Source organism: Micromonospora orduensis (genome assembly GCF_006228125.1).
Classification (GTDB): domain Bacteria; phylum Actinomycetota; class Actinomycetes; order Mycobacteriales; family Micromonosporaceae; genus Micromonospora; species Micromonospora orduensis.
Genome location: NZ_VDFY01000170.1, coordinates 22,212 through 42,440, shown reverse-complemented (window position 1 = coordinate 42,440; position 20,229 = coordinate 22,212). Strand labels below are relative to the sequence as shown.

Annotated in this window: 18 protein-coding genes; 3 read left to right on the top strand and 15 right to left on the bottom strand. The window is 66.7% G+C overall.

Annotated elements, in window-relative coordinates; translation table 11 throughout:
- Positions 1–200: 200 nt before the first annotated feature.
- The 3 genes from FHG89_RS18035 to FHG89_RS18020 are packed head-to-tail and all read right to left on the bottom strand — an operon-like array spanning position 201 to position 5,573.
- Positions 201–1,694 (bottom strand): class I SAM-dependent DNA methyltransferase, encoded by a 1,494-nt coding sequence (locus FHG89_RS18035; protein WP_139585557.1) that lies wholly within the window; start codon positions 1,692–1,694, stop codon positions 201–203.
- A complete protein-coding gene (locus tag FHG89_RS18030) occupies positions 1,687–2,967 on the bottom strand; it encodes a restriction endonuclease subunit S (protein ID WP_139585556.1) in 1,281 nt (426 codons plus the stop codon). The genes FHG89_RS18035 and FHG89_RS18030 overlap by 8 nt, the downstream gene beginning before the upstream one ends.
- On the bottom strand, positions 2,964–5,573 hold the full coding sequence (locus FHG89_RS18020; protein ID WP_244295586.1) for a type I restriction endonuclease subunit R: 2,610 nt from the start codon (positions 5,571–5,573) through the stop codon (positions 2,964–2,966). The genes FHG89_RS18030 and FHG89_RS18020 overlap by 4 nt, the downstream gene beginning before the upstream one ends.
- 617 nt (positions 5,574–6,190) lie before the next feature.
- On the opposite strand from FHG89_RS18020, the gene FHG89_RS18015 reads away from it, so the two are divergent.
- Positions 6,191–6,637 (top strand): NUDIX hydrolase, encoded by a 447-nt coding sequence (locus FHG89_RS18015; RefSeq protein WP_139585554.1) that lies wholly within the window; start codon positions 6,191–6,193, stop codon positions 6,635–6,637.
- Here the strand turns inward: FHG89_RS18015 and FHG89_RS18010 are convergent.
- The 11 genes from FHG89_RS18010 to FHG89_RS17960 form a co-directional block, all read right to left on the bottom strand.
- Positions 6,620–7,207, bottom strand: a complete 588-nt coding sequence (locus FHG89_RS18010) for a histidine phosphatase family protein (protein WP_139585553.1) — start codon at positions 7,205–7,207, stop codon at positions 6,620–6,622. The genes FHG89_RS18015 and FHG89_RS18010 overlap by 18 nt on opposite strands.
- Positions 7,204–7,950, bottom strand: a complete 747-nt coding sequence (locus tag FHG89_RS18005; RefSeq protein WP_139585552.1) for an SDR family NAD(P)-dependent oxidoreductase — start codon at positions 7,948–7,950, stop codon at positions 7,204–7,206. Before FHG89_RS18005 ends, FHG89_RS18010 begins: the two co-directional genes overlap by 4 nt.
- The gene (locus FHG89_RS18000) at positions 7,947–9,080 is read right to left on the bottom strand and encodes a hypothetical protein (protein WP_139585551.1); all 1,134 of its coding nucleotides are present in this window, start codon (positions 9,078–9,080) and stop codon (positions 7,947–7,949) included. The genes FHG89_RS18005 and FHG89_RS18000 overlap by 4 nt, the downstream gene beginning before the upstream one ends.
- Entirely contained in the window at positions 9,077–10,153 is a 1,077-nt protein-coding gene (locus tag FHG89_RS17995; RefSeq protein WP_139585550.1) for a glycosyltransferase family 9 protein, read from the bottom strand. Before FHG89_RS17995 ends, FHG89_RS18000 begins: the two co-directional genes overlap by 4 nt.
- A complete protein-coding gene (locus FHG89_RS17990; protein WP_139585549.1) occupies positions 10,150–10,704 on the bottom strand; it encodes a phosphoribosyltransferase in 555 nt (184 codons plus the stop codon). Before FHG89_RS17990 ends, FHG89_RS17995 begins: the two co-directional genes overlap by 4 nt.
- Positions 10,701–12,608 carry a hypothetical protein gene (locus tag FHG89_RS17985; protein WP_139585548.1) on the bottom strand — a complete coding sequence of 636 codons (1,908 nt, stop codon included), beginning with the start codon at positions 12,606–12,608 and terminating at the stop codon, positions 10,701–10,703. The genes FHG89_RS17990 and FHG89_RS17985 overlap by 4 nt, the downstream gene beginning before the upstream one ends.
- Positions 12,605–13,117, bottom strand: a complete 513-nt coding sequence (locus tag FHG89_RS17980) for a DUF4254 domain-containing protein (RefSeq protein ID WP_167517456.1) — start codon at positions 13,115–13,117, stop codon at positions 12,605–12,607. The genes FHG89_RS17985 and FHG89_RS17980 overlap by 4 nt, the downstream gene beginning before the upstream one ends.
- Positions 13,118–13,207: 90 nt before the next feature.
- Complete coding sequence (locus tag FHG89_RS17975; protein ID WP_139585546.1) at positions 13,208–13,861, bottom strand: GNAT family N-acetyltransferase; 654 nt, start codon at positions 13,859–13,861, stop codon at positions 13,208–13,210.
- Between the two features lie 22 nt (positions 13,862–13,883).
- Entirely contained in the window at positions 13,884–14,564 is a 681-nt protein-coding gene (locus FHG89_RS17970) for a GOLPH3/VPS74 family protein (protein ID WP_139585545.1), read from the bottom strand.
- A gap of 9 nt (positions 14,565–14,573) precedes the next feature.
- Positions 14,574–15,578, bottom strand: a complete 1,005-nt coding sequence (locus FHG89_RS17965; protein WP_425280188.1) for an acetamidase/formamidase family protein — start codon at positions 15,576–15,578, stop codon at positions 14,574–14,576.
- Positions 15,579–15,583: 5 nt separating this feature from the next.
- Positions 15,584–16,990 (bottom strand): APC family permease, encoded by a 1,407-nt coding sequence (locus FHG89_RS17960; RefSeq protein WP_139585543.1) that lies wholly within the window; start codon positions 16,988–16,990, stop codon positions 15,584–15,586.
- 366 nt (positions 16,991–17,356) lie between these two features.
- Between FHG89_RS17960 and FHG89_RS17955 the strand changes: the two genes are divergently transcribed.
- Both FHG89_RS17955 and FHG89_RS17950 read left to right on the top strand, forming a co-directional pair.
- Positions 17,357–18,826 carry a helix-turn-helix domain-containing protein gene (locus FHG89_RS17955; RefSeq protein WP_139585542.1) on the top strand — a complete coding sequence of 490 codons (1,470 nt, stop codon included), beginning with the start codon at positions 17,357–17,359 and terminating at the stop codon, positions 18,824–18,826.
- 14 nt (positions 18,827–18,840) lie between these two features.
- The gene (locus FHG89_RS17950; RefSeq protein WP_139585541.1) at positions 18,841–19,473 is read left to right on the top strand and encodes a 2'-5' RNA ligase family protein; all 633 of its coding nucleotides are present in this window, start codon (positions 18,841–18,843) and stop codon (positions 19,471–19,473) included.
- Between the two features lie 284 nt (positions 19,474–19,757).
- Here FHG89_RS17950 and FHG89_RS33845 read toward each other — a convergent pair whose 3' ends face one another.
- Positions 19,758–19,901 (bottom strand): hypothetical protein, encoded by a 144-nt coding sequence (locus FHG89_RS33845; protein ID WP_238432884.1) that lies wholly within the window; start codon positions 19,899–19,901, stop codon positions 19,758–19,760.
- Between the last annotated feature and the right edge of the window lie 328 nt (positions 19,902–20,229).

Here is a 20,229-nt window from a genome sequence, read left to right as displayed (position 1 = left end):
GAATGGGCATGAGGGAACGCTAGCGATCGGATGCCAGTTCGCGCTCGGGCCACGCCGTCACGTTTGCCTCGACACCTTTCTCACCGTCCCCAGGCCTTGGCCAATGTCCAATTCGCTGGCGGACAGGAGACGGGGATCAACACCCTCGGTCCCACCGACTGCTCACAGCGGTGCCGAGAGCGACGGAAGATCATTTGCTGCTAATGGAGTCGCGCCTTCTCGGACGCGGCGGCCTCCAGCGCTGCGGCGACCGCCTCGAACTCGGCAAGGGCCGCGGTGAGGTCCTCGGCGATCTCTCGGGCGATGACCTCGGGTGCTGGGAGGTTCTCCATGTCCTCCAGGGAGTCGTCTCGCAGCCAGGTGATGTCGAGGTTGACCTTGTCCCGGCCGAGCAGCTCGTCGTACGTAAAGGACTTGAACCGCTCGGTCTCGACTCGCTCGGATCGCGGCTTGCCGGGCAGGTAGCAGGCGACGAAGTCGTCGAGGTGGTGGCGGCGTAGCGGGTTTTGCTTAAGCGTGAAGTGCTGGTTGGTCCGCAGGTCGTAGATCCACAGCCGGTTGGTCCACGGACGCTCCGCAGCGGGCTTCTTGTCAAAGAACAGCACGTTGGCCTTGACACCCTGGGCGTAGAAGATGCCGGTAGGCAGGCGCAGCATGGTGTGCAGGTCGAAGTCGCGCAGCAGCCGCTTCCGCAGAGTCTCTCCCGCTCCGCCCTCGAACAGCACGTTGTCTGGCAAGACGACGGCGGCGCGGCCGTTGATGTCGAGGATCGTGGCGATGTGCTGGACGAAGTTGAGCTGCTTGTTGGCGGTGGTAACGACGAAGTCCTGCCGCTCGATCTCCCGTTCCTCGCGTGCCTCCCGGCCGTCCGCGCCGAACATGGTGAGGGAAGATTTACGGCCGAACGGCGGGTTGGACAGCACTACCGAATACCGCTGGCCCGGGTCGGCGATCAGCGTGTCCTTGACCTCGATGAGGCTTTCACCGGTCGGGGTGCCGATGCCGTGCAGCAGCAGGTTCATCGCGGCGAGCCTCGCGGTCCCATCGACCAACTCGACGCCGTGGACGAAGGTGTCGCGCAGGTGGGCGCGTTCGGCCGGGGTCAGCGTCTCGGCGTGGCGGGAGGCATACTCATGTGCGGCGAGGAGGAAGCCGCCGGTGCCGGCGGCCGGGTCGATCACGGTGTCGCAGACGGTCGGCTGAATACAGTCGACCACCGCCTGGATCACCGGACGAGGTGTGAAGTACTGGCCGGCGCCGGACTTGATGTCCTCCGCACCTTTGGACAGCAGTTCCTCGTACGCGTCGCCCTTGATGTCGGTGCCGGCGGCCGACCAGTTCTCCTTGTCAATCAGGTCGACGATCAGCCGCTTGAGCTTGGCCGGATCCTGAACGCGGTTTTGCGCCTTACGGTAAATCGTGCCGAGTGTGCCGGGCTGGCGGGCGAGGTCTTCGAGGGTGCGCCGGTAGGTGAACTCCAAGTCGTCGCCCTCGGCGTCCAGCAGCCGCTGCCACGAGCAGTGCGGTGGCACGACCTGCTCCGGCTTCAGCGGCCGGGTCTCGCGCTCGTGCGCCATCTTCAGGAACAGCAGGTACGTGAGTTGCTCGGTGTACTCGATCGTGCCGACCCCGTCGTCGCGCAGCACATTGCAGTACGACCACAGCTTGTCGACCAACCGCCGTGCGTCAGACACCCGCCATCTCCTCAACGATGTCCATGTCGCTAGCCCGCCCTGTTAACCGCCCGGAGAACGCAGCATCAAGCAACGCACGTTTCAGTGCCCGTTGCCTCCGGGCTGCACCGGCCAACGAGTCCGCAAGACCCTTGATTGCATCGAAATGCGTCGTCAGCTTGGCAACATCCGCTGCTTGCTCGGCCGGCGGCGCATCCGGGACCTCAACTGACAGTAGGCTTGCCTGTGAAATGTTTCGCATGGAATCTTTGATGCCCGTCGCCTTGGCCGATATTTGCGAGCGAGAATGAGGAGAAGAAAGCGCGAACCAAAGCCAACGTAGATCAACACTGCCAAAAGGCACCACTCGGAGACTCTTGTCACTAAGCAGCAGCCGGGGACGGACCTGACCGACCAGGACAGAAGCGCCCACATAGTCACCGGTATTGGCGCGGCTAACGAGTAGGTCGCCAGCACGAATCTCATGCTGAGGATTAACGGCTGCCGCCGGGACCACCTTATTCTCCTCCGGCCGAAATTCTCCCCACGTCATAGCACTTACCTTGATAATCCCCCACTGCTCCGGTGCTGCCGGACCAGCCGCACCACCAAAGGACTTGCCGGCTTCAATCCGCTCCACAAGCTGCCGCAGTGGCACCATCGGCCGATCAGCCGGATTAATCACCGCCCTTAAAATTGACCGACGCAGGGCGAGGAGCTTCCGCCTTCCCGTGGATACCAACCCTTCAGCAGCGTCGAGACGGGAGAGGTAGTCTTCAAGGATCTCGACGATCTGCCACTGCTCATCGAGCGGCGGCAGCATAAGAGGCATTGCCCGCAGCGAGGTTTGCGAAATGTTGCGCATTCCAGACTTAACGCCAGTCGAGGCATCACTCAGATATCTTCGAGCACTCGGCGTGTTAAGTGCGTACCAAAGCCAGCGCCGATCCACTGCGCCAATGAGGTGAAGCCGCAGGCTTTTATCGCTGAGCAACAGGCGTGGGCGGCAATTGCCCACGAGGACCGAGGCGCCAACGTAGTTACGAGTGTTGGCTCGACTGATGAGCAGGTCCCCGGGTTGTATTTCAACAACCGGGGAGAAGTCGGCGTCGGCCGGGACCGCCTTATTTTCGTTCTCACGGAACGTGCCGTACGTCATGGCACTGACCTTGATAATGCCCCACTCGTCAAGGTTCGCTGGCCTCGATTCGCCAGCAAATGAGCGACCCGCCTCAATTCGCTCGATGATTTCTCCGAGTGTCGTGGGTTTCCAGTGCGACGGAGGCTGGCTCACGCGGTCAGTTCCGTGTTGAGTTGGTCGATGAGAGTGGCGGTGCGGGGGCCGAGTTCGCGTATGGCACCGTCGATGCCGCCGCGTTCGGTGAAGGGGGCGTTGTCCAGGTCGTCGGGGCTGATGCCAGCCGACACGGCGATTACTTCGACCATGCGGTCCAGCCACCACCTCTCCGCGTCGGTGAACGTCACCCCGGCCTGCTCCTGCTGGCGAAGCCAGCCGGCGTACCGCTCGCGGACCTTCTCCGCGTACGGCACGAGTTCGTTATCTTGCCCGATCGTGTACCGAATCAGCGACACCAGGTCGGTGAGGGTGTGCCGGTCGCTGTGCCGGACGAGGTCAGCTTCGATGGCTTTGTGGGCAGCCCAGATGAGGTCAATGGTCCAGTTGCGGGGCGGGCGCTGGATGCGCTCGGCGAGTTCCTTGATGTCGGCGAAGGAGATCCTCCGCTCGCGCGCCTCGGCCAGCAGTTGGATCGCGGTGATCTCGTCGCGGTGCTCGTCCAGGTACGCCCGCCAGGACTCGACTATCGACCGGGCGCGGGAGGTGTCGACCACGCCGTAGGCGTCTTGGAGCACGTCGACGCTGACCTCGTCGATGACCCGGTCGTGGGCGCGGCGTAGCTCCAAGATCCGCTGCCGCAGCTGTGGGTTCGCCGCGATGGGGCGTACCGCGGTGTCGAGCAGGGCTTGGACGGCGGCTGCGGGGTCGGTGGCGTTGGCGGTAGCGCGGGCTTGGGTGTCGGGGTCGACGGCGTCGACCAGGCCGCGGACGATGTCGCGCACTGAGCCGCCGGCGACGGCGTCAAGTTCCGTGCGCTCGTCGGGCGTGAGTTGCAGTTCCAGTGCGGCCAGGCGGGAGGCAAGGGTGGCGGTTTCGGCCTCGGTGAGGGTGAGGGTGGCGGCCTTGTCGAGCAGTTGCTTGAGGGAGACGCCCTTGTCCCGGTTTAGGGGTGGGTCGACGAAGTCGTGCTCGGTGACGCCGACGGCGTCGACGATGACGAACCGGGTCTTTTGGGTGGCGTCTGGGGTGACGGCCTGGAAGTCTGCCGGGGCGATGGTGCGGGCGCCGCGGCCCTTCATCTGTTCGAAGTACGCTGCGGAGCGCACGTCGCGCATGAAGAACACGCATTCCAGCGGCTTGACGTCGGTGCCGGTGGCGATCATGTCGACGGTGACCGCGATGCGCAGGCTCGCCGAGGTGCGGAACGCCTGCAACTGGCCCTTGGGGTCGCGAGCACTGTAGGTGATCTTCGCGGCGAAGTCGTTGCCCTTGCCGAACACCTCGCGGACGGTGGTGACGACTTCCTCGGCGTGGGCGTCGTCCTTGCAGAAGATCAGCGTCTTGGGGACGGTGTGCCGGCCAGGGAAGATCTCGGTGAACAGCTTGTCACGGAACGTTTCCAGCACCAGGCGGATCTGCGAGGTGGCGGTGACCGCCCGGTCGAGTTGCTTGTGGGTGTACTCCAGGTCCTCGTCGAGGGTTTCCAGCCGCTGGACGCGGGTGCGACGGTCGACCTTCGGCACCACTGTGCCGGCGTCGATCTTCGAGCCCTGGCTGCTGATCTGGGTCTTGATCCGGTACAGGTCGAAGTCGACGTTGACGTTGTCGGCCACCGACTGCGGATAGGTGTACTCCGACACGAGGTTCTGCCGGAAGAACCCGAAGGTCTGTTTACCGGGGGTGGCGGTCAGGCCGACGATGTGCGCGTCGAAGTACTCCAGCACCCTTCGCCAAACCCCGTAGATCGAGCGGTGCGCCTCGTCCACGATCACCAGGTCAAACATCTCCGGGGGCATCCCAGCGTTGTAGACAACGCTGACCGGGGCGTCAGGCACGAAGCCGTCGAGGCCCGGGTCGTCGCCCTCGGGAGCGGTGTCGCCAGCGAGGACCTTGAAGACCCGCTGGATCGTGGAGATCACTACGCTGGAGCTGCCCAGCATGCCGGCGCTGGTGAGCTTGTCGACGTTGTACAACTCGGTGAACCGCCGCCCGTCACCCGGCGTGCGGTAGTTCTGGAACTCGGCGAAGGTTTGGTCCGCCAGGTTGTTGCGGTCGACCAGGAAGAGCACCCTGGTGAAGCCGCCGTGCTTGAGCAGCCGGTAGCACTCGGTCACGGCCGTGAAGGTCTTGCCCGCGCCGGTGGCCATCTGCACCAGCGACCGGTCGAACCGCTGCTCGGTCAGCGACCGCTCGATGCCTTCGATCGCAGTGATCTGCGCTGGGCGCAGTGGAGCTGTATCCAGGGGTGGCAGGTGACGGACCTTAGCTCGCCACGTCGGTTGCTTCGGGTCGGCTTCCGCATTACGGACGATCCTGGCGAGGGTGCCGGGCTGCGGGAAGGCAAAGACACGGCGGGCCCGGGGCTGGGGGTCGTAGCCGTTGGTGAAGTGGGTTTCCGAGCCACTGGCTTCGAACACGAACGGCAGCCGTCCGTCGCGGGTCAGCGCCTTCAGCCGCACCGGGGGAGGAAGGCCCTCGGCGTACATGGCCGACTGCCACTCCACCCCTGACAGCGGGGTTCCCTCCGGCTTGGCCTCGATCACCCCGGCGACCCGCTGGTCGACATACAGGAGGTAGTCGACCCGGCCATGGCCCTTCGCCATGATCGCCTCACGAACGGCCACACCCGCGCCCGCGAAGAGGTTCGTTTCGGAGCGGTCTTGCACGAGCCAGCCGGCATCTCGAAGCTGCCGATCGATCAGGACCCGGGCCCGCTGCTCTGCTTGAAGCCGGACATCGCTAGACATTGCCCCCACAACCCAGAGAGGCTAGTCGATCAAGCCTACTCTCCGCATCCTCCTAGTGACCGACTATGAGTTGCCGTGCGGACTTCGAGAAGCACCGTCAAGGTGTGGAACGCCCCGGAATCGTTTGCGGAACGCCCTTGCCCCTGCGTCATCAGCATCGTCTGCCGGATGGGTTCGCTACCTGACGGTGAAGCAGCGGGGAAACGTCGGGCTTTGTGGAGCCGGGCCGGTGGGCCGGTGGCGGACGGAGCGGACGCCCCTCCAACTCTGGCTCAAATCCAGTTTCAGGCGGAGCCGACAACCTCGTAGTTCGACCCGCAGGAGGTACCACGCAGGTCAGAAAGGCGGCGGGGACCAGCGCCCAAGTCGGAGCTAAAGCACGCTTCGGCATAAGCCAGGGCTTCGTCCTTGGCAAGGCCTCACGGTGTAACTTCGACTCGCCTAGGCCGTGGTAGCTGTTGATAGGGGTCTACATGCGTGAGATTCTGCGTCGGTCGGTACGAGCGATCCTGTGGGACGAACGCGATCAGCTCGTGTTGATCAAGAGAACGAAGCCCGGCCAAGCCCCGTACTGGACTGCGCCCGGTGGCGGTCTTGAGCCGACGGACGCATCCCTCGATGCAGCCCTGCGCCGTGAGCTGCAGGAGGAGCTGGGCGCCGAGGCAGAGCAGCTCAGCCAGGTGTTCTTGTTCAGCTCGCCGTCGGGCGAGGGGGTGTCCGTACAACACTTCGTCTCCTGCCGGCTCAGACGGGTTGACGAGAGTGCCCGTACGGGTCCGGAGTTCACTGATCCAGGGCGGGGTGGCTATGCCCTGGATCGGGTGGCTGTCGACCGCCTCCCTGAGGTGGATCTGAAGCCTGAGGCCCTGAAAGAGTTCATCCTCGCGAACACTGACGCGTTGCTATCGGAGTTGACCTGAATCGGGCCAGATCCCTGCCGGTGCGAGCGTGAACCGGCGCGCGGCTTGGAACACGTCCTCGGGGCAACTCGCGCCAGCGGCGATCGCCGCGACGGCACCAATGAGTACTCGGTGCGAGACGATCAAGGCGTTGTGTCCTTCGACCGGGTGTCCGAGGATCGCCGAAGCAGCCGTCGCCCGTTCGTAAAGCGCTGTGAGGCTTTCGCCCCCGGCCAGGGCCGAGTCCGGGTCGCGGAACCGGTCCCTGCGCCAGGTCTGGTACTCGAGTGGGTACTCGTCAGGTCCTTTGCCGAGGACGCAATTGGGTGGACGCCACTCGGCGTACAGCGGGTTCGGCGCGGCGAGCGGTACGCCGAGCAGCGCAGCCACGATATGCGCGCTCGTGGTGGCGCGCGGATGCGGGCTGGTCAACACGATCGCAGGCCGGACACCGCGGTCACGAAGTGCGTGGGCGGTGGCGGCAATCTGTGCCGCGCCGCGCGCGGTGAGCGGCTTGTCGGGTCGGGCATGGGCGTGGGGTCGGGTGATTCCGTCGAGGCTGGTTCCATGGCGGATCCAGAGGGTGGTCATGACAGGTGCCAGCCGCCGTCGACGTTGATCGCTTGACCGGTGATGAATCCGGCTTGCGGAGTGGCCAGGAAGGCGATGGCGGCGGCGACGTCCGAGGGTTGGCCCCGTCGTTTGATGCACTGTCGGTCGAGCTGGCGTCGGACCATGGCGTCGTGGTCGGGTACGACGTGATGTTCTGCGGGGACCTCGATTGAACCGGGCCGCACGGTGTTGACGGTGATGTTGTGGGGGCCGAGTTCGCGGGCGAGCGCGCGGACGAGTCCTTCCAGGCCGCTTTTCGCGGCGATGTAGCCGGCGAGGTCGACGCGTCCGAGCTGGGTCATGACTGAGGAGACGGCGACGACGCGCCCGTATTTGTTGTTGATGAAGGCGGCCGTGACGGCGCGGATGACAGCGGCGTGCGTGACGAGGTTGAGTTCGAGCTGGTCGCGAAGGGCGTCGGGGTCCGTCTGGCTCCACGGGATGCGGGGGTACGCGCCAGCGTTGCTGATCAGGGCCGTGAGTCGGGTGGCGTGTTGCTCGATCGCGGCGCGGAGTGCGGTCTGGGTGTCGGCGGCGGTCAGGTCTCCAGTGATGGTGTGGGTCTGCGCGCCGTGGCGGCGGGCGGCCTCGACGACCGCAGCGAGGTCGGCGTCGTCGTGCAGGTGAGTCAGGACGAGGTCGAAGGCGGCTGACAGCCGGGCGGCGATGGCCGCTCCGATGCCGGTGCCTGCTCCGGTAATGACGGCGATGGGGCGGCTCATGTTGGCGGCTCCGCTAGCGTCTGAGTGGTGAGTCCGAGGATCTGCTCCAGGTCGGCGTCGGGCGCGTAGAGGTCGGCGAGCAGGCCCAGCGACAGAGCGGCGTCGCGAGGTTCCAGGAGCTGTAGTGGGTAGACGGCGAGGATCCGCATGGCGAGGTACGAACGTATCCAGGTGAGCAGATCCGTGGCGGCGGAGAGTGCGAGTGGCCGGGCGAGCGTCGTGAGGTATCGGGTGATGGCTTGCTGCCGGGCCGGCGATGGTTGGTGCTGGTAGTCGATGCCGACCGATCGGTCGAAGAGTCTCTTGAGCCGTACGGTGGGTTCGACAGCTTCGGCGAGTGCCTTCGGGTGGTCGGCGTAGGCATCGGTGTTGTAGTGAGGGACGAGCCAGGCGCCGTGCAGTCTCTGGTACCAGAGGAAGCAGGCGATCTCGCCGGGCAGCGCGTTGAGGCCTGCGGTGTCGTAGTCGAACCAGACGGGCTGGTTGTCGGCGTCGAGGCCGATGTTGAAGTCGGTGGGGTCGCCCTGGGTCATCGCGGCCCAGACCTGCTCGTCGGGGTGGAAGGCGTCGCGTAGCTCGCTGACAAGGGCAGGAAAGTCGAGCCGTCGGGGCTGTCCGTTGACCATGAGGGTGGTCTCTCGCAGCTCGGAGGGTCGGAGACCGTCGGCGTCGGCCAGTTTGAGCACGATCGGGTCGTGGCCGTAGTAGTGGTCCAGCCTGCCGCGGGGCTGGACCCGGTCGCGGTAGAGCTTGCCGTTGGTGCGCGAGGCGGGGACGCGGCAGATTGTCGCGTCGATGGTTCGGCGGTAGTGCTGGAAGATCGCGTCTAGCCCGCGATCGAGGTTGGCCGTGCTGTCTGCGTCGGTCGATGTGAGAGCGTCGAGGAGCAGGCCGGTGTCCGGAAGATCTGGTTGGTGGCGGTCGTAGAGGGTGAGGGTCCAGTGCCCGATGCGGTGTTGGGAATGCAGCCCTGGTACCCGGTAGTGGTGGCGGATTCGTTGGTATCCGGCGGCTTCGGCGGCGGCCTCCACCGGGTTCGGGTTCACTTTGGCGAAAAGGCGGTGTGAGCCGATGTCCAGGTTGAACGTGCGGTTCATGGTGAAGCGGCGGTAGCGGGCGACCCGGATCATCGTTGCCACCACCCGGCGCACTGCCCCGCGAAGTCGGCAATGTCCTTGGCGGGAATGGCCCGAAGGTCGCTCGCGGTGGACCAGACGGTGTCGTCGTAGCGGTCCCGCACGGGACACGCGTCGGCGAGCGACATCAGGTGCGAGAACGGGGTGGCCACCGCGTGGTGGTGTGGCGATCCGGTGATCCACTTGGCGTAGCCGTGTCGTCCGTAGAGGCCGACCACGTGCGGCTGGGTGCCGTTCGGTCGGATGGTGAGCGCGGCGAGATGAGTCAGGCCGGTGTCGTTGCCGATGACCAGCTCGGCGGTGGCGAAGAGGTCAATGCAGTCGACCGCCTTTGGTCCGTGAAGTACTTCGATCTGCCCTACGGATGCCGCAGGTTGGTGGCCCGGTGGTGTCACCAGGCTGAAGCGCCAGGCGCCCGAGTGGCGGGTCATCAGGTGTTCGGCGACGGCGCTGAAGTTATCGATGCCGTAGTCCTTGCGGTCGGGGCGACTTGTCGTGGCCACGAAGACCACGTGCAGTGGCTGTGGCGCTGTGACGGTCGACCGGAACCTGGGGCATGGGTCGTCGGATGCGGGGAGCCTGACGCCGAGGGCTTGCTCGATGTCGAGGTAGTAGCGCATCGGCAACGCGGCATGGACCTCGACAATGTCAGCGTCGATGAGGTCGAGCAGCGTCGGCGGTGCTTCCGGGACCGCGTCGAACTTCAAGACGTTGTCGCTGCCGAGCGTGCCCAGTTGCTGCCCGTTGCCGTCCGTGACCGTGACTGGAAGGGTGCACCGGGCGATCAGGTCCGCCCGGCTGCCGGCGTACTCCAGGGTTCCGAACTGATCGTGAGTGGCGTCGTGAAGCGCCTGTGCCATGGCGAGGCCGAGCAGCAGGTCGCCGAGTCCGCGAGAGCCGAAGTCGACGCGCCACCCGGTCTCACGTACCGCGTCGAGGCGTGCCCGTCGGGGCGGGGTCTCTCCGTTGGCCCGGCGATACGGCAGGAGCCAGCCGAGCGGTGCCTGTTCACGTCGGACGAGGTACCGCCCGCCGCGGTGGCGCACCGGTTCCTCGGCGAGGGTCACAGCGTTGTCAGTACGCACAGCGGGACCCCGTTGCGCTCGAGTAGCTGTCGGCCCTCTCCGGCGGTGTCTTCGACGAGGCAGAGCGCGCCGGTGATGTCGGCGCCGGCCGCGCGAAGCGCCTCGACGAGGTTGGCCAGAGTGAGTCCGGTGGTGATCTCGTCGTCCACGATGAGGACGCGCAGTCCTGTGAAGTCGCCGTAGGCGAAGACCTCAAGACGCCGGGCATGCGGCTCGTGGAACACGAGCTTCCTGGGTAGGTCGAGGTTGACTTTCCAGGCAAGCCGATACTGGCTACCGCTGGCCCAGGCCAGCGCGATCGTTGGCACGATGCCGCCGGCGTCGAGGCCCAGGAGAAGATCGTGCGGCCGGTACGCCGGGTGCTCGCACCATCGCTGCCACAAGCTGCGCCCCGTCGCAAGTACCTGTTCCGCGGCCACGTCCGTGCGGATGCCATCGAGACCGTGGACGACGCGGACCGGACGAGTGGTGTCTCCCACCCCGAGCCGGGTCACTCGCTCGGCGTGAAGAACCTCATCAAAGGCAGTAGTCATGGAAGATCTGATCCTTCCGTCTTGGGGGTGTCAGAGGCGGCCGTGCGGCCGAGCTTGTCGTGGTAGGCGAGGATTTGGGCGGCGGCTCCGCGGACCCGATGGGACAGGGTTTCGTCCTGTCGCCAGCGGTCGCCGCTGACCTCGGCCACTGCCGGGAGGTCGACATCGGCGTCCGGATGGCTGGTGGTGAAGGCGAGGCGAACCTCCTCGCTGCCGTCGAGGTCCACCCCGTCGGCGCGCAGGATGATCTTCATGGTCAGTACGACGTGCTTGTAGACAGCGCGGACATCGGGCTCGGGGTTCGCGGCGAGTCGCCGCAGCACCATCGTCACGAGCGGCAGTTCGTTGCGTGAGGCGCGGTCGTCGGTTGGTGCGTCGAAGGCGTTGAGTACGAGGTCACTTCGGCGGTAGAGCACGCCGTAGCCGTCGTGGGCTATCTGTCGCAGCGCGTGTAGTACTCGGGGTGGGACCGACCCGGTGAGCATTTCCCGGGTGGTGAACGACGACAGCGCGATCTTCTCCCCCGCCGGTCCGCTCTGGGGTATACGCCTGGTCTGGAGCCAGTGCAGCGGCAGCGTGTCGCGTACGACAAGAAGATCGATATCGCTCCATCCCGGCTGCCAGCCCTGATGGGCGAGGCTCCCGGTGGCGGCGACGAGCGCGGTCTCAGAATCGGTCAGTCTGGCGACGCAGTCCGCGAGCACCGGTTGCAGGGACTCAGGGATGGCCGTGTCAGTGTGCGGCGGAACCTTGGTCCCGGACCTGCGGTGAACAACTTCCGTGACCACCCTCTTCAGCGCGGCCAGGCTGCGACCGTTGTCGATGACCGTGTCGGCGATCAACGCGATCCGGTCTCCGCCCCGGCTTTGCTTGATCGCGTCGCGGGCGGAGAGCGATTCCATGGTCTCGGTGGCGCGCTGCGCGCGAAGCCCGTCCGGAAGGCGAAGGAACAGGATCTCGCAGCGCTGGCCCCAGATCCTGCGGAGGTGTGCGGTGGCGTCGAAGCGGTGGGCACTCTCCAGACTGATCCGGTGTGAACCCGAGTTCAGCGCGGCGAACCGCAGGATCTCTTCTGTGAGCATCTGCGCCTGGGTCAGCTCGTCCCATTCGCGATACGGATCTGCCGTACCGAGCCGATCGGCGGCAAGCTGCATGAGGTAGCCGATCTTCAGGCGGGTGGCTGTGTGCTCCGTGCGGAGCAACTCGCCGACAGTGCTCTTGCCGCTCTCGGACATGCCAGCGAGCACCCATAGGTGCTCGATCCGGTCCGGTGGGAGCGGGGCGACGGGCACGTCGAGTTGCGCCACGGCTTCGCGGATCTCACGCTGCACATCAAGGAGCGGGCGGTCCCCGCGCACCACGATGGCCTGGTACTCCCCGCCATCGACTTGAAGATCAATCGCCTCGGCCAGCCGCCGCTGATACTCGACGTAGCGCTCGGTGGTCGGCACAACCTCACGCGCAATGGCGTGGTGCGCCTCGGCCGCCGGCTGGTTGCTGTGGCGCAGCAGCAGGTGCAGCTCACGGCGCGGCGTAGGGGCGTAGCGACGTGCTTTGGTCGCGACCTGCGCGAGCGCCTCGGCGGTGGAGATGCCGTCCTTGACGGCCGCTGTCGCGGCGCAGGTCGCCACAAGCATCGGCCAGCCGCGGTCCTCCAACGCCAAGGGACCACCACCGGCGCACCGCGCGGCATGGGAGCTGAACACGAGGTCGATGTGTTCGTCGGTGGTGCTGTCGACGAACCACCACTGACTGAAGTCTCGTCGGGACACCTCGGCCCATCGCCGGTCCCACCGATCGACTGTCCCGGTGAACTCGACGTCCGGCATCGACGAGGCTAACCAGCGGGCATTCGTGGTCTTGCCGACGTTGTCGGCGCCGTTGAGGGTGACGGCGATCCTCATCGCGGCTCCCGATAGCTCTTCAGCGTGCGCCAGGGAGGAACTCGGCGGCGGCCTTCATGGATGTCGAGCACAAGGGTGTCGAAGGCTTCGGTGAGTTCGGTGAACTGCTGGAGCGCCAGCGGAGGATCGACGTCGCGCAGGCCCAGGTGGGCGGTCTCCGTGAATCTCCTCCACCGAACCCAGGCGATGGCCAGGCGGTCGATCACGGAGCCGATCGTCTCGGTGTGCAACGGTGCCCCGCGCGGAGGCCGGATCACCTGCTCGACCCATGAGTCGATCTCACCAATGAGAGCGACGCGGGTGGCGTTGAGGCGGTCGATCGACCTCTTGGCGTCAGCCACTGCGTGATCGTCAGCGGATGGGTCGCGGGAGATCGTCTCCGCCGCCCATTGTTCGCGATGGTGCGAGGCGAGCCGGGATGCCACATGGAGGGGTACCGCCCAACCCTTTGGCGGAACCTCTGGGTGGCCATCGAACGTACTGATGATCAGGTCTGAGCCGGGCAGCATTGGACAACACTGCTGGTCAGGGGCAATTGGTAAGTCACCGACGGAATGGAGGGACATGGTTGAGCCTCTGTCCGTTGAGGGGTGGACGGGTTAGGCGTGCTGGTCTTGCCAGCGGTTGCCCACCGGTCGCGTGGGATTGATCGGCGTCGGGCCGCTGGCTCGGTGAAGGTTCCGGCGCATGGGGCGCAGGCTCGGCCCGTCCGGCATGGTGAGGGGCGGGCGGGGCGTGTATCCGTAGCGGGTGAGCAGGTGCTCCGCCGCCGCGGGAACGGCGGTCCAGGACGGCAGGCCGATGCGGTCGAGGCGGGCGCGGTGGTGAGCGAGTAGGGCACCGCCGCGACCGGTCTGCTGATGGGTTGGGGATGCGGCGAGGAACGCCAAGTGGTAGTGCGGCTCGGTGGGCTGCTGCTGCGCGAGTAGGCCCTCAAGGGCGATGAAGCGGTCAGCATGTGATCCGGCGGCCTTCACGAGGCGGGTCGTGTAGTTGGCCGGTGGCGGGATCGGTCGGTAGCGGTGAAAGCCGACGATGGCGGCGGTGAGGTCGTCGGCGAGGTGTACGTCGCCGAAGAACATCGCGTGCTCCACCCACACCGCCAGGACGTCGGTCAGCACCTGGCGGCGCTGCACCGTGTCGGGGACCAGCCAGGCGGCGAGCGGGCTGGGGTGCAGGGCGTCGGCGATCAGTGCGGCGACGGTCTGCCTGTCTGGCCAGCGGGCGGCACGGATACGAAGGCTGGGGTCCACGGTGGTGTTGTCTCCTCGGCGGTCATCGGTAGGTGGCGGTGGCGAGGTCACCGACTGCTGCGTCGACGGCGGCGGTGATTTCCCGGATGGGTCGGTGGTGTTGGGCGGCGATGGTCTTCAGGTGGGCGGTGAGGGTAGCGGCGTCGTCGTCGAGGTAGAGGTGATCGGCGAGGCCGAGGACGGCGAAGAGTCCGGCGAGCGCGGCGGTGTGGTTGTTCGGTTGTTCACGGCCGGCGGCGAGGTAGCGCAGCCGGGAGCGGGCGACGACGGCCCACTTGGTGTCGGTGGCGAGGTAGGCGTCGGCGCGGACCAGGCCGCCGAGGCGGCGGCGGGCGGTGTGGTGCAGGATCCCGGCGGCAACGAGTCCGGCGCGGGTGCGCTCGTACAGGTCGTCGGCGAAGCTGCGCAGGAACGCCTTCATGGTCGGGGTGGCGCGCGAGTAGTGGATTGCGGCGAGGGCGGTGTCGGCGATCAGGTCGCCGACCGGCTGCTCGGAGTTGAGGCGTAGCCACCGGTCCGCGGCCGGGCGGTCGGCGTAGGAATCGAGGGTGATACGCCCGGCGAGGAACAGGTCGATCAGAACGCCGCCGGCCATGCCCAGGGCCAGCGCTTGGCGGTGGAGGTGGGGTTGGCCGGTGTCGTCGTGGTGTCCGAGTAGGAACAGCTCATCCCGCAGCGGCAGTTGGGGTATCGAGGCGGTCATCAGATGTCCCTACTCCCGAGCGCCGGCAAGGTTCCGCAGCCGGGCGTGTGCGTCGCGGTAGGCGGGCAGCGATTGCGGGATCAGGGCTTTGTCGACGGCGGCGAGGACGGTGTAGTTGGGGTCGCAGACGTTGCCGATGGGTGCCTGCCCGGCTTGGGAGATGAGTTGGTAGGCGTCCAGGGTCTGTAGGCCGCACAGGTCGACGGTCCAGGCGGTGAGGTCCTGGTGGGCGATGCGGTAGGCGTCCTCCAGGGGCCTCGCGCAGCCGACCGACATGATCGCTGTGTCCGTTTCCAAACGTGGCCAGGCGGTGTCGGCACCTTTGATGACCTCGACCGCCAGGGTCGTCATGGTGGCGATCTCCACGCCGACGCCGCACGCCTCTCCCTGACCCTGTCGGGCGTGTCCGTCGCCGAGGGCCAGCATCGCGCCGTGCACGTTGACCCCGAGGTACAGGGTGGTGCCTGCACGGAGTTCGGGGGTGTCGAGGTTCCCGCCGTGGTGGTCGGGGACGATCGTGGACCGGGACTCCATGCCACCTGGGGCGACGCCGATGGTGCCGATCATTGGATCCAGCGGCAGGTCGACAGTGTGCTCGCTCTCGGTGGCGTGATAGCGGACCACCCCCGCAGCACGGTCGATGTCGTACACCCACACCCGCTCATCGAGCGGCGGTTGCAGGGTGGCCGTGTGCGAAGTCGAGGTCAGCGCCCCGAAGTAGGGGAACGTCGCCGACACGCCCCAGTCCCTCGCGGGGACGATGGAGGCGATGTGCACGGCGAGGGTGTCGCCGGGTTCGGCGTCCTCGACGAAGAACGGCCCCGACACCGGGTTCAGGTATGGCATGCGGCACACCTGCGATGGCAGGTCCGCAGGTCCCCGTACGAGGCCGCCGAAGCAGTCCTCGGTGTGCACCCGCAGGATGTCCCCGGAGCGGACGTGCGCGACCGGGAGACGCCCGCCGAAGGTGTAGGCCAGCTCGTCGCGGGCGGGCCGGTAGGTGAACTGGTCCATCGCGATCACACCCGCGCCATGTCGCGCCCGGCGGCCTCAGTGGCTGCCATGCCGGATAGCACGGGTCGCCGACCGGTCAGGTAGAGGCCGGCGAGGACCAGCACGCCGAGGGCGAGCCAGGCCAAGCCGAGACGCTGGGCGGCGATGTTGGCGTTCACCACCACGTACGCCAAGATGGCGAACCCGATGCCGGGCATGACCAGGTGCGCCCACCAGTTGCCGCTGCGCTGGCGGATCAGATGGTGCACGACCACGGAGACGTGCAGGACGAGGAAGGCGACCATCGCCCCGAAGTTGATCAGCGACGACAGCAGCGTGATCCCGTCCGCCCGGGTCGCCATGTACAGGCCGAGGGCGAGGGACACGGCGCCGGTCAGCAGAGTGGCGTTGATCGGCACGCTGCGGCGCACCGACACCTTCGCCAGAAAGGCCGGGAGTTGTCGGTCGCGGGCCATCGCGTACAACAGCCTGGACGTGGCGACCTGCGCGACCATCGAGTTCGGCAACCCCCACGCGATCGCCGTCGCAACAGCGCACAAGGTGGCCAGCCACCCTCCGCCGGCTACCGCGGCGGCGTCGTAGAAGGCAGTGCCGTTCACATCGCCCTCAGCTAGCAGCGCGTCGGGGGCGGGGACGAGCATCGCCGCGAGCCAGGTCTGCGCGATGAACAGCACCCCGGCCAGGATCAGGACGCCGGCCATCGCACGACCCACCTGCCGGGACCCGCCCTTGGCCTCCTCGGCCAGCATGCTGATGCCGTCGAAGCCGAGGAACGACAGCACCGCGATCGACACCGCCCCCGCGACGAGAGACCAGGTAAAGGTGTCGGAGTTGTAGAAGGCGTCCCAGCTGAACCTGCCTTTGCCGGAGGCAAGAGCCCAGCCGGCGACAGCGAGGAAGACCGCCAGGACGATCAACTCGCCGACCAGCATCACCCGGGTCACCATCGCGGTCAGCCGGATCCCGACCGAGTTGATGATCGTGTTGACCGCGACGAACCCGAGCAGCCACAGCCATACCGGCACCGCCGGCACGGTGGAGTGCATCGCCACCGACGCCACCAGGTACAGCAGGCCGGGTACGAGCACGTAGTCGAGCAGGATCACCCAGCCGGCCAGGAAACCAACCGGTGGGCTGATGCCCCGACCGGCGTAGTTGTAGACGCTGCCCGACATCGGGAACGCTTTCACCATCTGTGCGTAGGAGAAGGCGGTGAACACCAACGCCACCACACCGACGGCGTACGCAAGAGTGACCATGCCCCCGGAGCCGGCGTAGACGCTGCCGAAGATCGCCATCGGCGCGATCGGCACCATGTACACCAGTCCGTACGCGACCAGGTCCCGCGATCGCAGTTGGCGGCTGAGTTCCTGTCGATAGCCGTAGCGGGTCAGATCATTCGAAGTTGTCATGAGGATCCTCACGAGGGTGAGAAGCACGAGCGGGGAGAGGTCTGCCGGGTGGCCGAGAGAAACCTGACGGCAGCGGCGCTCCGATTGACAGTGCTTGGCAGCGACTTGATGTAGTCACCGGTGGTGGCTACATCCGGACCGACGGTGATCCGGTGCGGCAAGCTTGCCAAGCGCATCCATGCAGATGGATCCCCACGAGTGGCGAGAATTTCCCCCACCCGGCCGCGCCTGTGACCTGCACGAATATTGATCAACTGAGGTGGATTTACCCAGCCGAGGGCCGTTGGCCTCGCCAGGACCCGTACCGGACCTGGCCAGAGCGGCGATACCGTGCGACGGGAGGCCACACGGAGGAGGTGTCCGACGATGGCGAGGACGACTGGCACCAAGGCACAGCGCGATCACGTCCGCCAGACACTGGCCGGATTCGGCGCGACGCCGACCGCCATCGCGGCCGAGCTGCAGCGACGCTTTGGACTGCGTCCTCGGGATGCCTTTCGACAGGCTCACGGTTGGACCCAGGACGCGGTGGCAGAGAAGCTGAACACCAATGGAACCGGTTCGGCGACGTTCACCGGGGCACGGATCAGCGATTACGAGCGGTGGCCCTTCGGCGGTCGTCGACCCACCTTGGCCGCCTTGAACGCCCTGGCGCATGTCTTCGGGACCGAACCGAGCTGTCTGGTCGACCTCGACGACTTGGCCGCTATGCCGGACGCGGACCGAGAGGTTCTGAGCGGCCGGAACGCCGCCCCGATGCCCAATCGAACCGTCGCAGCCTCAGCAGCACGTGGCGCGATGACTGAGCCTCTGCGGTGGGACCTCGGCGCTCTGCAGGACGAGACGGAATTGGTGATAGCGGTGTCAGAACGTACGGCCAGCTTCGGAGAATGGGCGCAAGCCTCCAACGTCGGGCCCTTCACCCTTGACGATGTCGCCGCCTCCACCCGCAGAATCGCTGTCGACTATCTGAATGAGCCACCCGTCATCGTCTACGCCCGAGCCGGCCTCTTGGCGGATCGCGTGTTTCGTCTCTTGCAGACCGGACGTCAGGATCCCGACCAGACTCGGGAGCTCTACACCTGGGCGGGTTACCTGTGCACATTGCTCGCCTGGATGGCCGGCGACCTCGGTCACCCAGCCGCCGCCGAGTCCCAGGCCCGCACCGCCTGGATGTGCGCTGAAACCGTCCGCGACAACACGCTCCGCGCCTGGGTCCTGTCGACAATCAGCAAGATTCACCTGTGGGAGCAGCGGTTCGAGGACGCGGCCAACGCCGCCGTACGCGGCTACGGCCACGCCGCCGAGGGAAGCGCGGCGATCATGCTGGCTTGCCAGGAAGCCGACGCGTGGGCGGAGATCGGCGCTGCCGAGCCGGCCCGAGCGGCACTGCAACGGGCTGAGGAGGCCCGCCAACATGCCAGCCGTGACCCGGTAGGTGGCCTCCTAGCTTGCGGCACGGTGCGCCAACACAACTACGCCGGTTCAGTGCTGCTTCGCATCGGCGATGCCGCCAACGCCATCGAGCACGCCCTGCACGCCCTCACGGAAGCCGCCGCAGATCCCTCGGTCGCGTACGGCACACTGGCGCAAATCCGCATCTGGGCCGCCGCAGCGCACCTCAAAGCCGGCAGCCTCGACGGCGCGGTGTCGGTCCTGTCTCCGGTGCTCGCTCTGCCACCCGAACAGCGACTCGACCCGCTGGTGCACCGCCTGCGCGGCGTCGGCCGAAGTCTCGCCGGCGACCCGTCGCTGCGCACGAGCGTCGAGGCCCGCAGTGTCCAAGCAGCCATCACCGAGTTCTGCGCCACCGGCGCCGCCCGCCAACTTCCGTGATACCTGGAGAACCCATGGCAGTCCCGCACGCTACCGACGTCCGTAATCACTGGTACTGGCGACCGGGTTGGGGAATCGGCTCCCGCTTCTACACCTGGCACATCACCTTTGATGGGCAACCCGAGGTCGAGGAACTCGCCGACCAGTACCGGTCCCTGCTGTCCTCGCAGCCCAGCCTTGATGTCATCCCGAACCGATGGCTGCACCTCACCATGCAGGGCATCGGCTTCGTTCAAGACGTCGCTATCGATGACGTCGACGCCATCGTTGCTGCCGCCAAGAATCGCTGCGCGCCCCTGGCACCCTTCAAGATCACCATCGGCACCCCCCACGTAGATCCCGAGTCCATCCAGATCGCCGTCGACCCGGTCGAGCCCGTGCGGCAGCTACGCGCCGCCATCCGTGCCGCCATCGCGGACGTCTGGGGACAGGATCGAGTACCCGAGCCGGCCGAGCCTTACAACCCTCACCTCAGCCTGGCCTACACCAACACTGACGGCCCTGCGGCACCGCTCATCGAGGCTCTCTCCTCCGCTCCAAACCTCAGCGCGAACGCAATGATCAACTCCTGCCAGCTCATCGTCCTCAACCGCGACGAGGGGATGTACGTGTGGGAGCCGTACGCGACCATCGATCTTGGATGCTGAGGCCGATCTCCAGCGCCTGCCGCGCTAGCTGGTCGCCGCTGGCAGTGTGGAGGTTGACGATGTTGCAGCCGGGGCGGGGCTGGCCGAAGACTTGCTCCGGCGCGGTCTTCTGGTCACGCAGCTTGGGCGACAGGTAGTAGGCGTTCTCGCGTCGGCCTGGGGCGTCCAGGACTCGCATAGTGGTGTGGCCGCGCAGCGGGGGTCACCCTCTGCCGCGCAATGTAGACGGGACCAGCGTTCAGGGTGAGACGAGCTGCGCCCGCCCCTACGGGGGCGGGCACAGCTCACGCGGCGCGTGGCGGTGCAGGTTGGTGCAGGCGCAGCAGGCGGGCGAGTGTGGCGGCTTGGTCGACGGTGGGAAGGCCGGCTTCGGCGGCCAGTGCTTGAATCTCCGTTTCGGTGTCGGGATCGGTCAGGTAGCGGGCCATCGACAGCGTCCCCGGGAGAACGGCAGGTTCGGAGTCGGGGTTCGCGGTCGGGGCCTCGCCGTCGGCTGTCCGCGTGGGCGGGGTCGGCGGGGTCGGCGGCGACGGGTGGAGTGTGTTCGCGCGTGATCTCTGGTCACGGCGTGCGGCCATGTCCCTCCCAGGACGGCTCGTGGCGTGAGGTCAACGTGTGGGGCCATGGGCATCTCCTTCGGTTTAGCTTTAGGACTCGCTGGGGATCGATCGCCGGATTCCGTCGGCCGGAGTCGGCGGTGGCTCCGACGTGTGTGTAGGGCTGCGGACGGTACCTCTGGTGGCCACGGAAGTGAAG

Bases quoted from the DNA above. Each gene is read 5' to 3' on its own strand.
- FHG89_RS17950 (WP_139585541.1), top strand. From the start codon at position 18,841: ATGGCAGTCCCGCACGCTACCGACGTCCGTAATCACTGGTACTGGCGA.
- FHG89_RS18000 (WP_139585551.1), bottom strand. From the start codon at position 9,080: ATGATCCGGGTCGCCCGCTACCGCCGCTTCACCATGAACCGCACGTTC.
- FHG89_RS17990 (WP_139585549.1), bottom strand. From the start codon at position 10,704: ATGACTACTGCCTTTGATGAGGTTCTTCACGCCGAGCGAGTGACCCGG.
- FHG89_RS17970 (WP_139585545.1), bottom strand. From the start codon at position 14,564: ATGACCGCCTCGATACCCCAACTGCCGCTGCGGGATGAGCTGTTCCTA.
- FHG89_RS18015 (WP_139585554.1), top strand. From the start codon at position 6,191: ATGCGTGAGATTCTGCGTCGGTCGGTACGAGCGATCCTGTGGGACGAA.
- FHG89_RS33845 (WP_238432884.1), bottom strand. From the start codon at position 19,901: ATGGCCCGCTACCTGACCGATCCCGACACCGAAACGGAGATTCAAGCA.
- FHG89_RS17965 (WP_425280188.1), bottom strand. From the start codon at position 15,578: ATGGACCAGTTCACCTACCGGCCCGCCCGCGACGAGCTGGCCTACACC.
- FHG89_RS17955 (WP_139585542.1), top strand. From the start codon at position 17,357: ATGGCGAGGACGACTGGCACCAAGGCACAGCGCGATCACGTCCGCCAG.
- FHG89_RS18005 (WP_139585552.1), bottom strand. From the start codon at position 7,950: ATGAGCCGCCCCATCGCCGTCATTACCGGAGCAGGCACCGGCATCGGA.
- FHG89_RS18010 (WP_139585553.1), bottom strand. From the start codon at position 7,207: ATGACCACCCTCTGGATCCGCCATGGAACCAGCCTCGACGGAATCACC.
- FHG89_RS17980 (WP_167517456.1), bottom strand. From the start codon at position 13,117: ATGCTGCCCGGCTCAGACCTGATCATCAGTACGTTCGATGGCCACCCA.
- FHG89_RS17985 (WP_139585548.1), bottom strand. From the start codon at position 12,608: ATGAGGATCGCCGTCACCCTCAACGGCGCCGACAACGTCGGCAAGACC.
- FHG89_RS17960 (WP_139585543.1), bottom strand. From the start codon at position 16,990: ATGACAACTTCGAATGATCTGACCCGCTACGGCTATCGACAGGAACTC.
- FHG89_RS18020 (WP_244295586.1), bottom strand. From the start codon at position 5,573: ATGGCGAAGGGCCATGGCCGGGTCGACTACCTCCTGTATGTCGACCAG.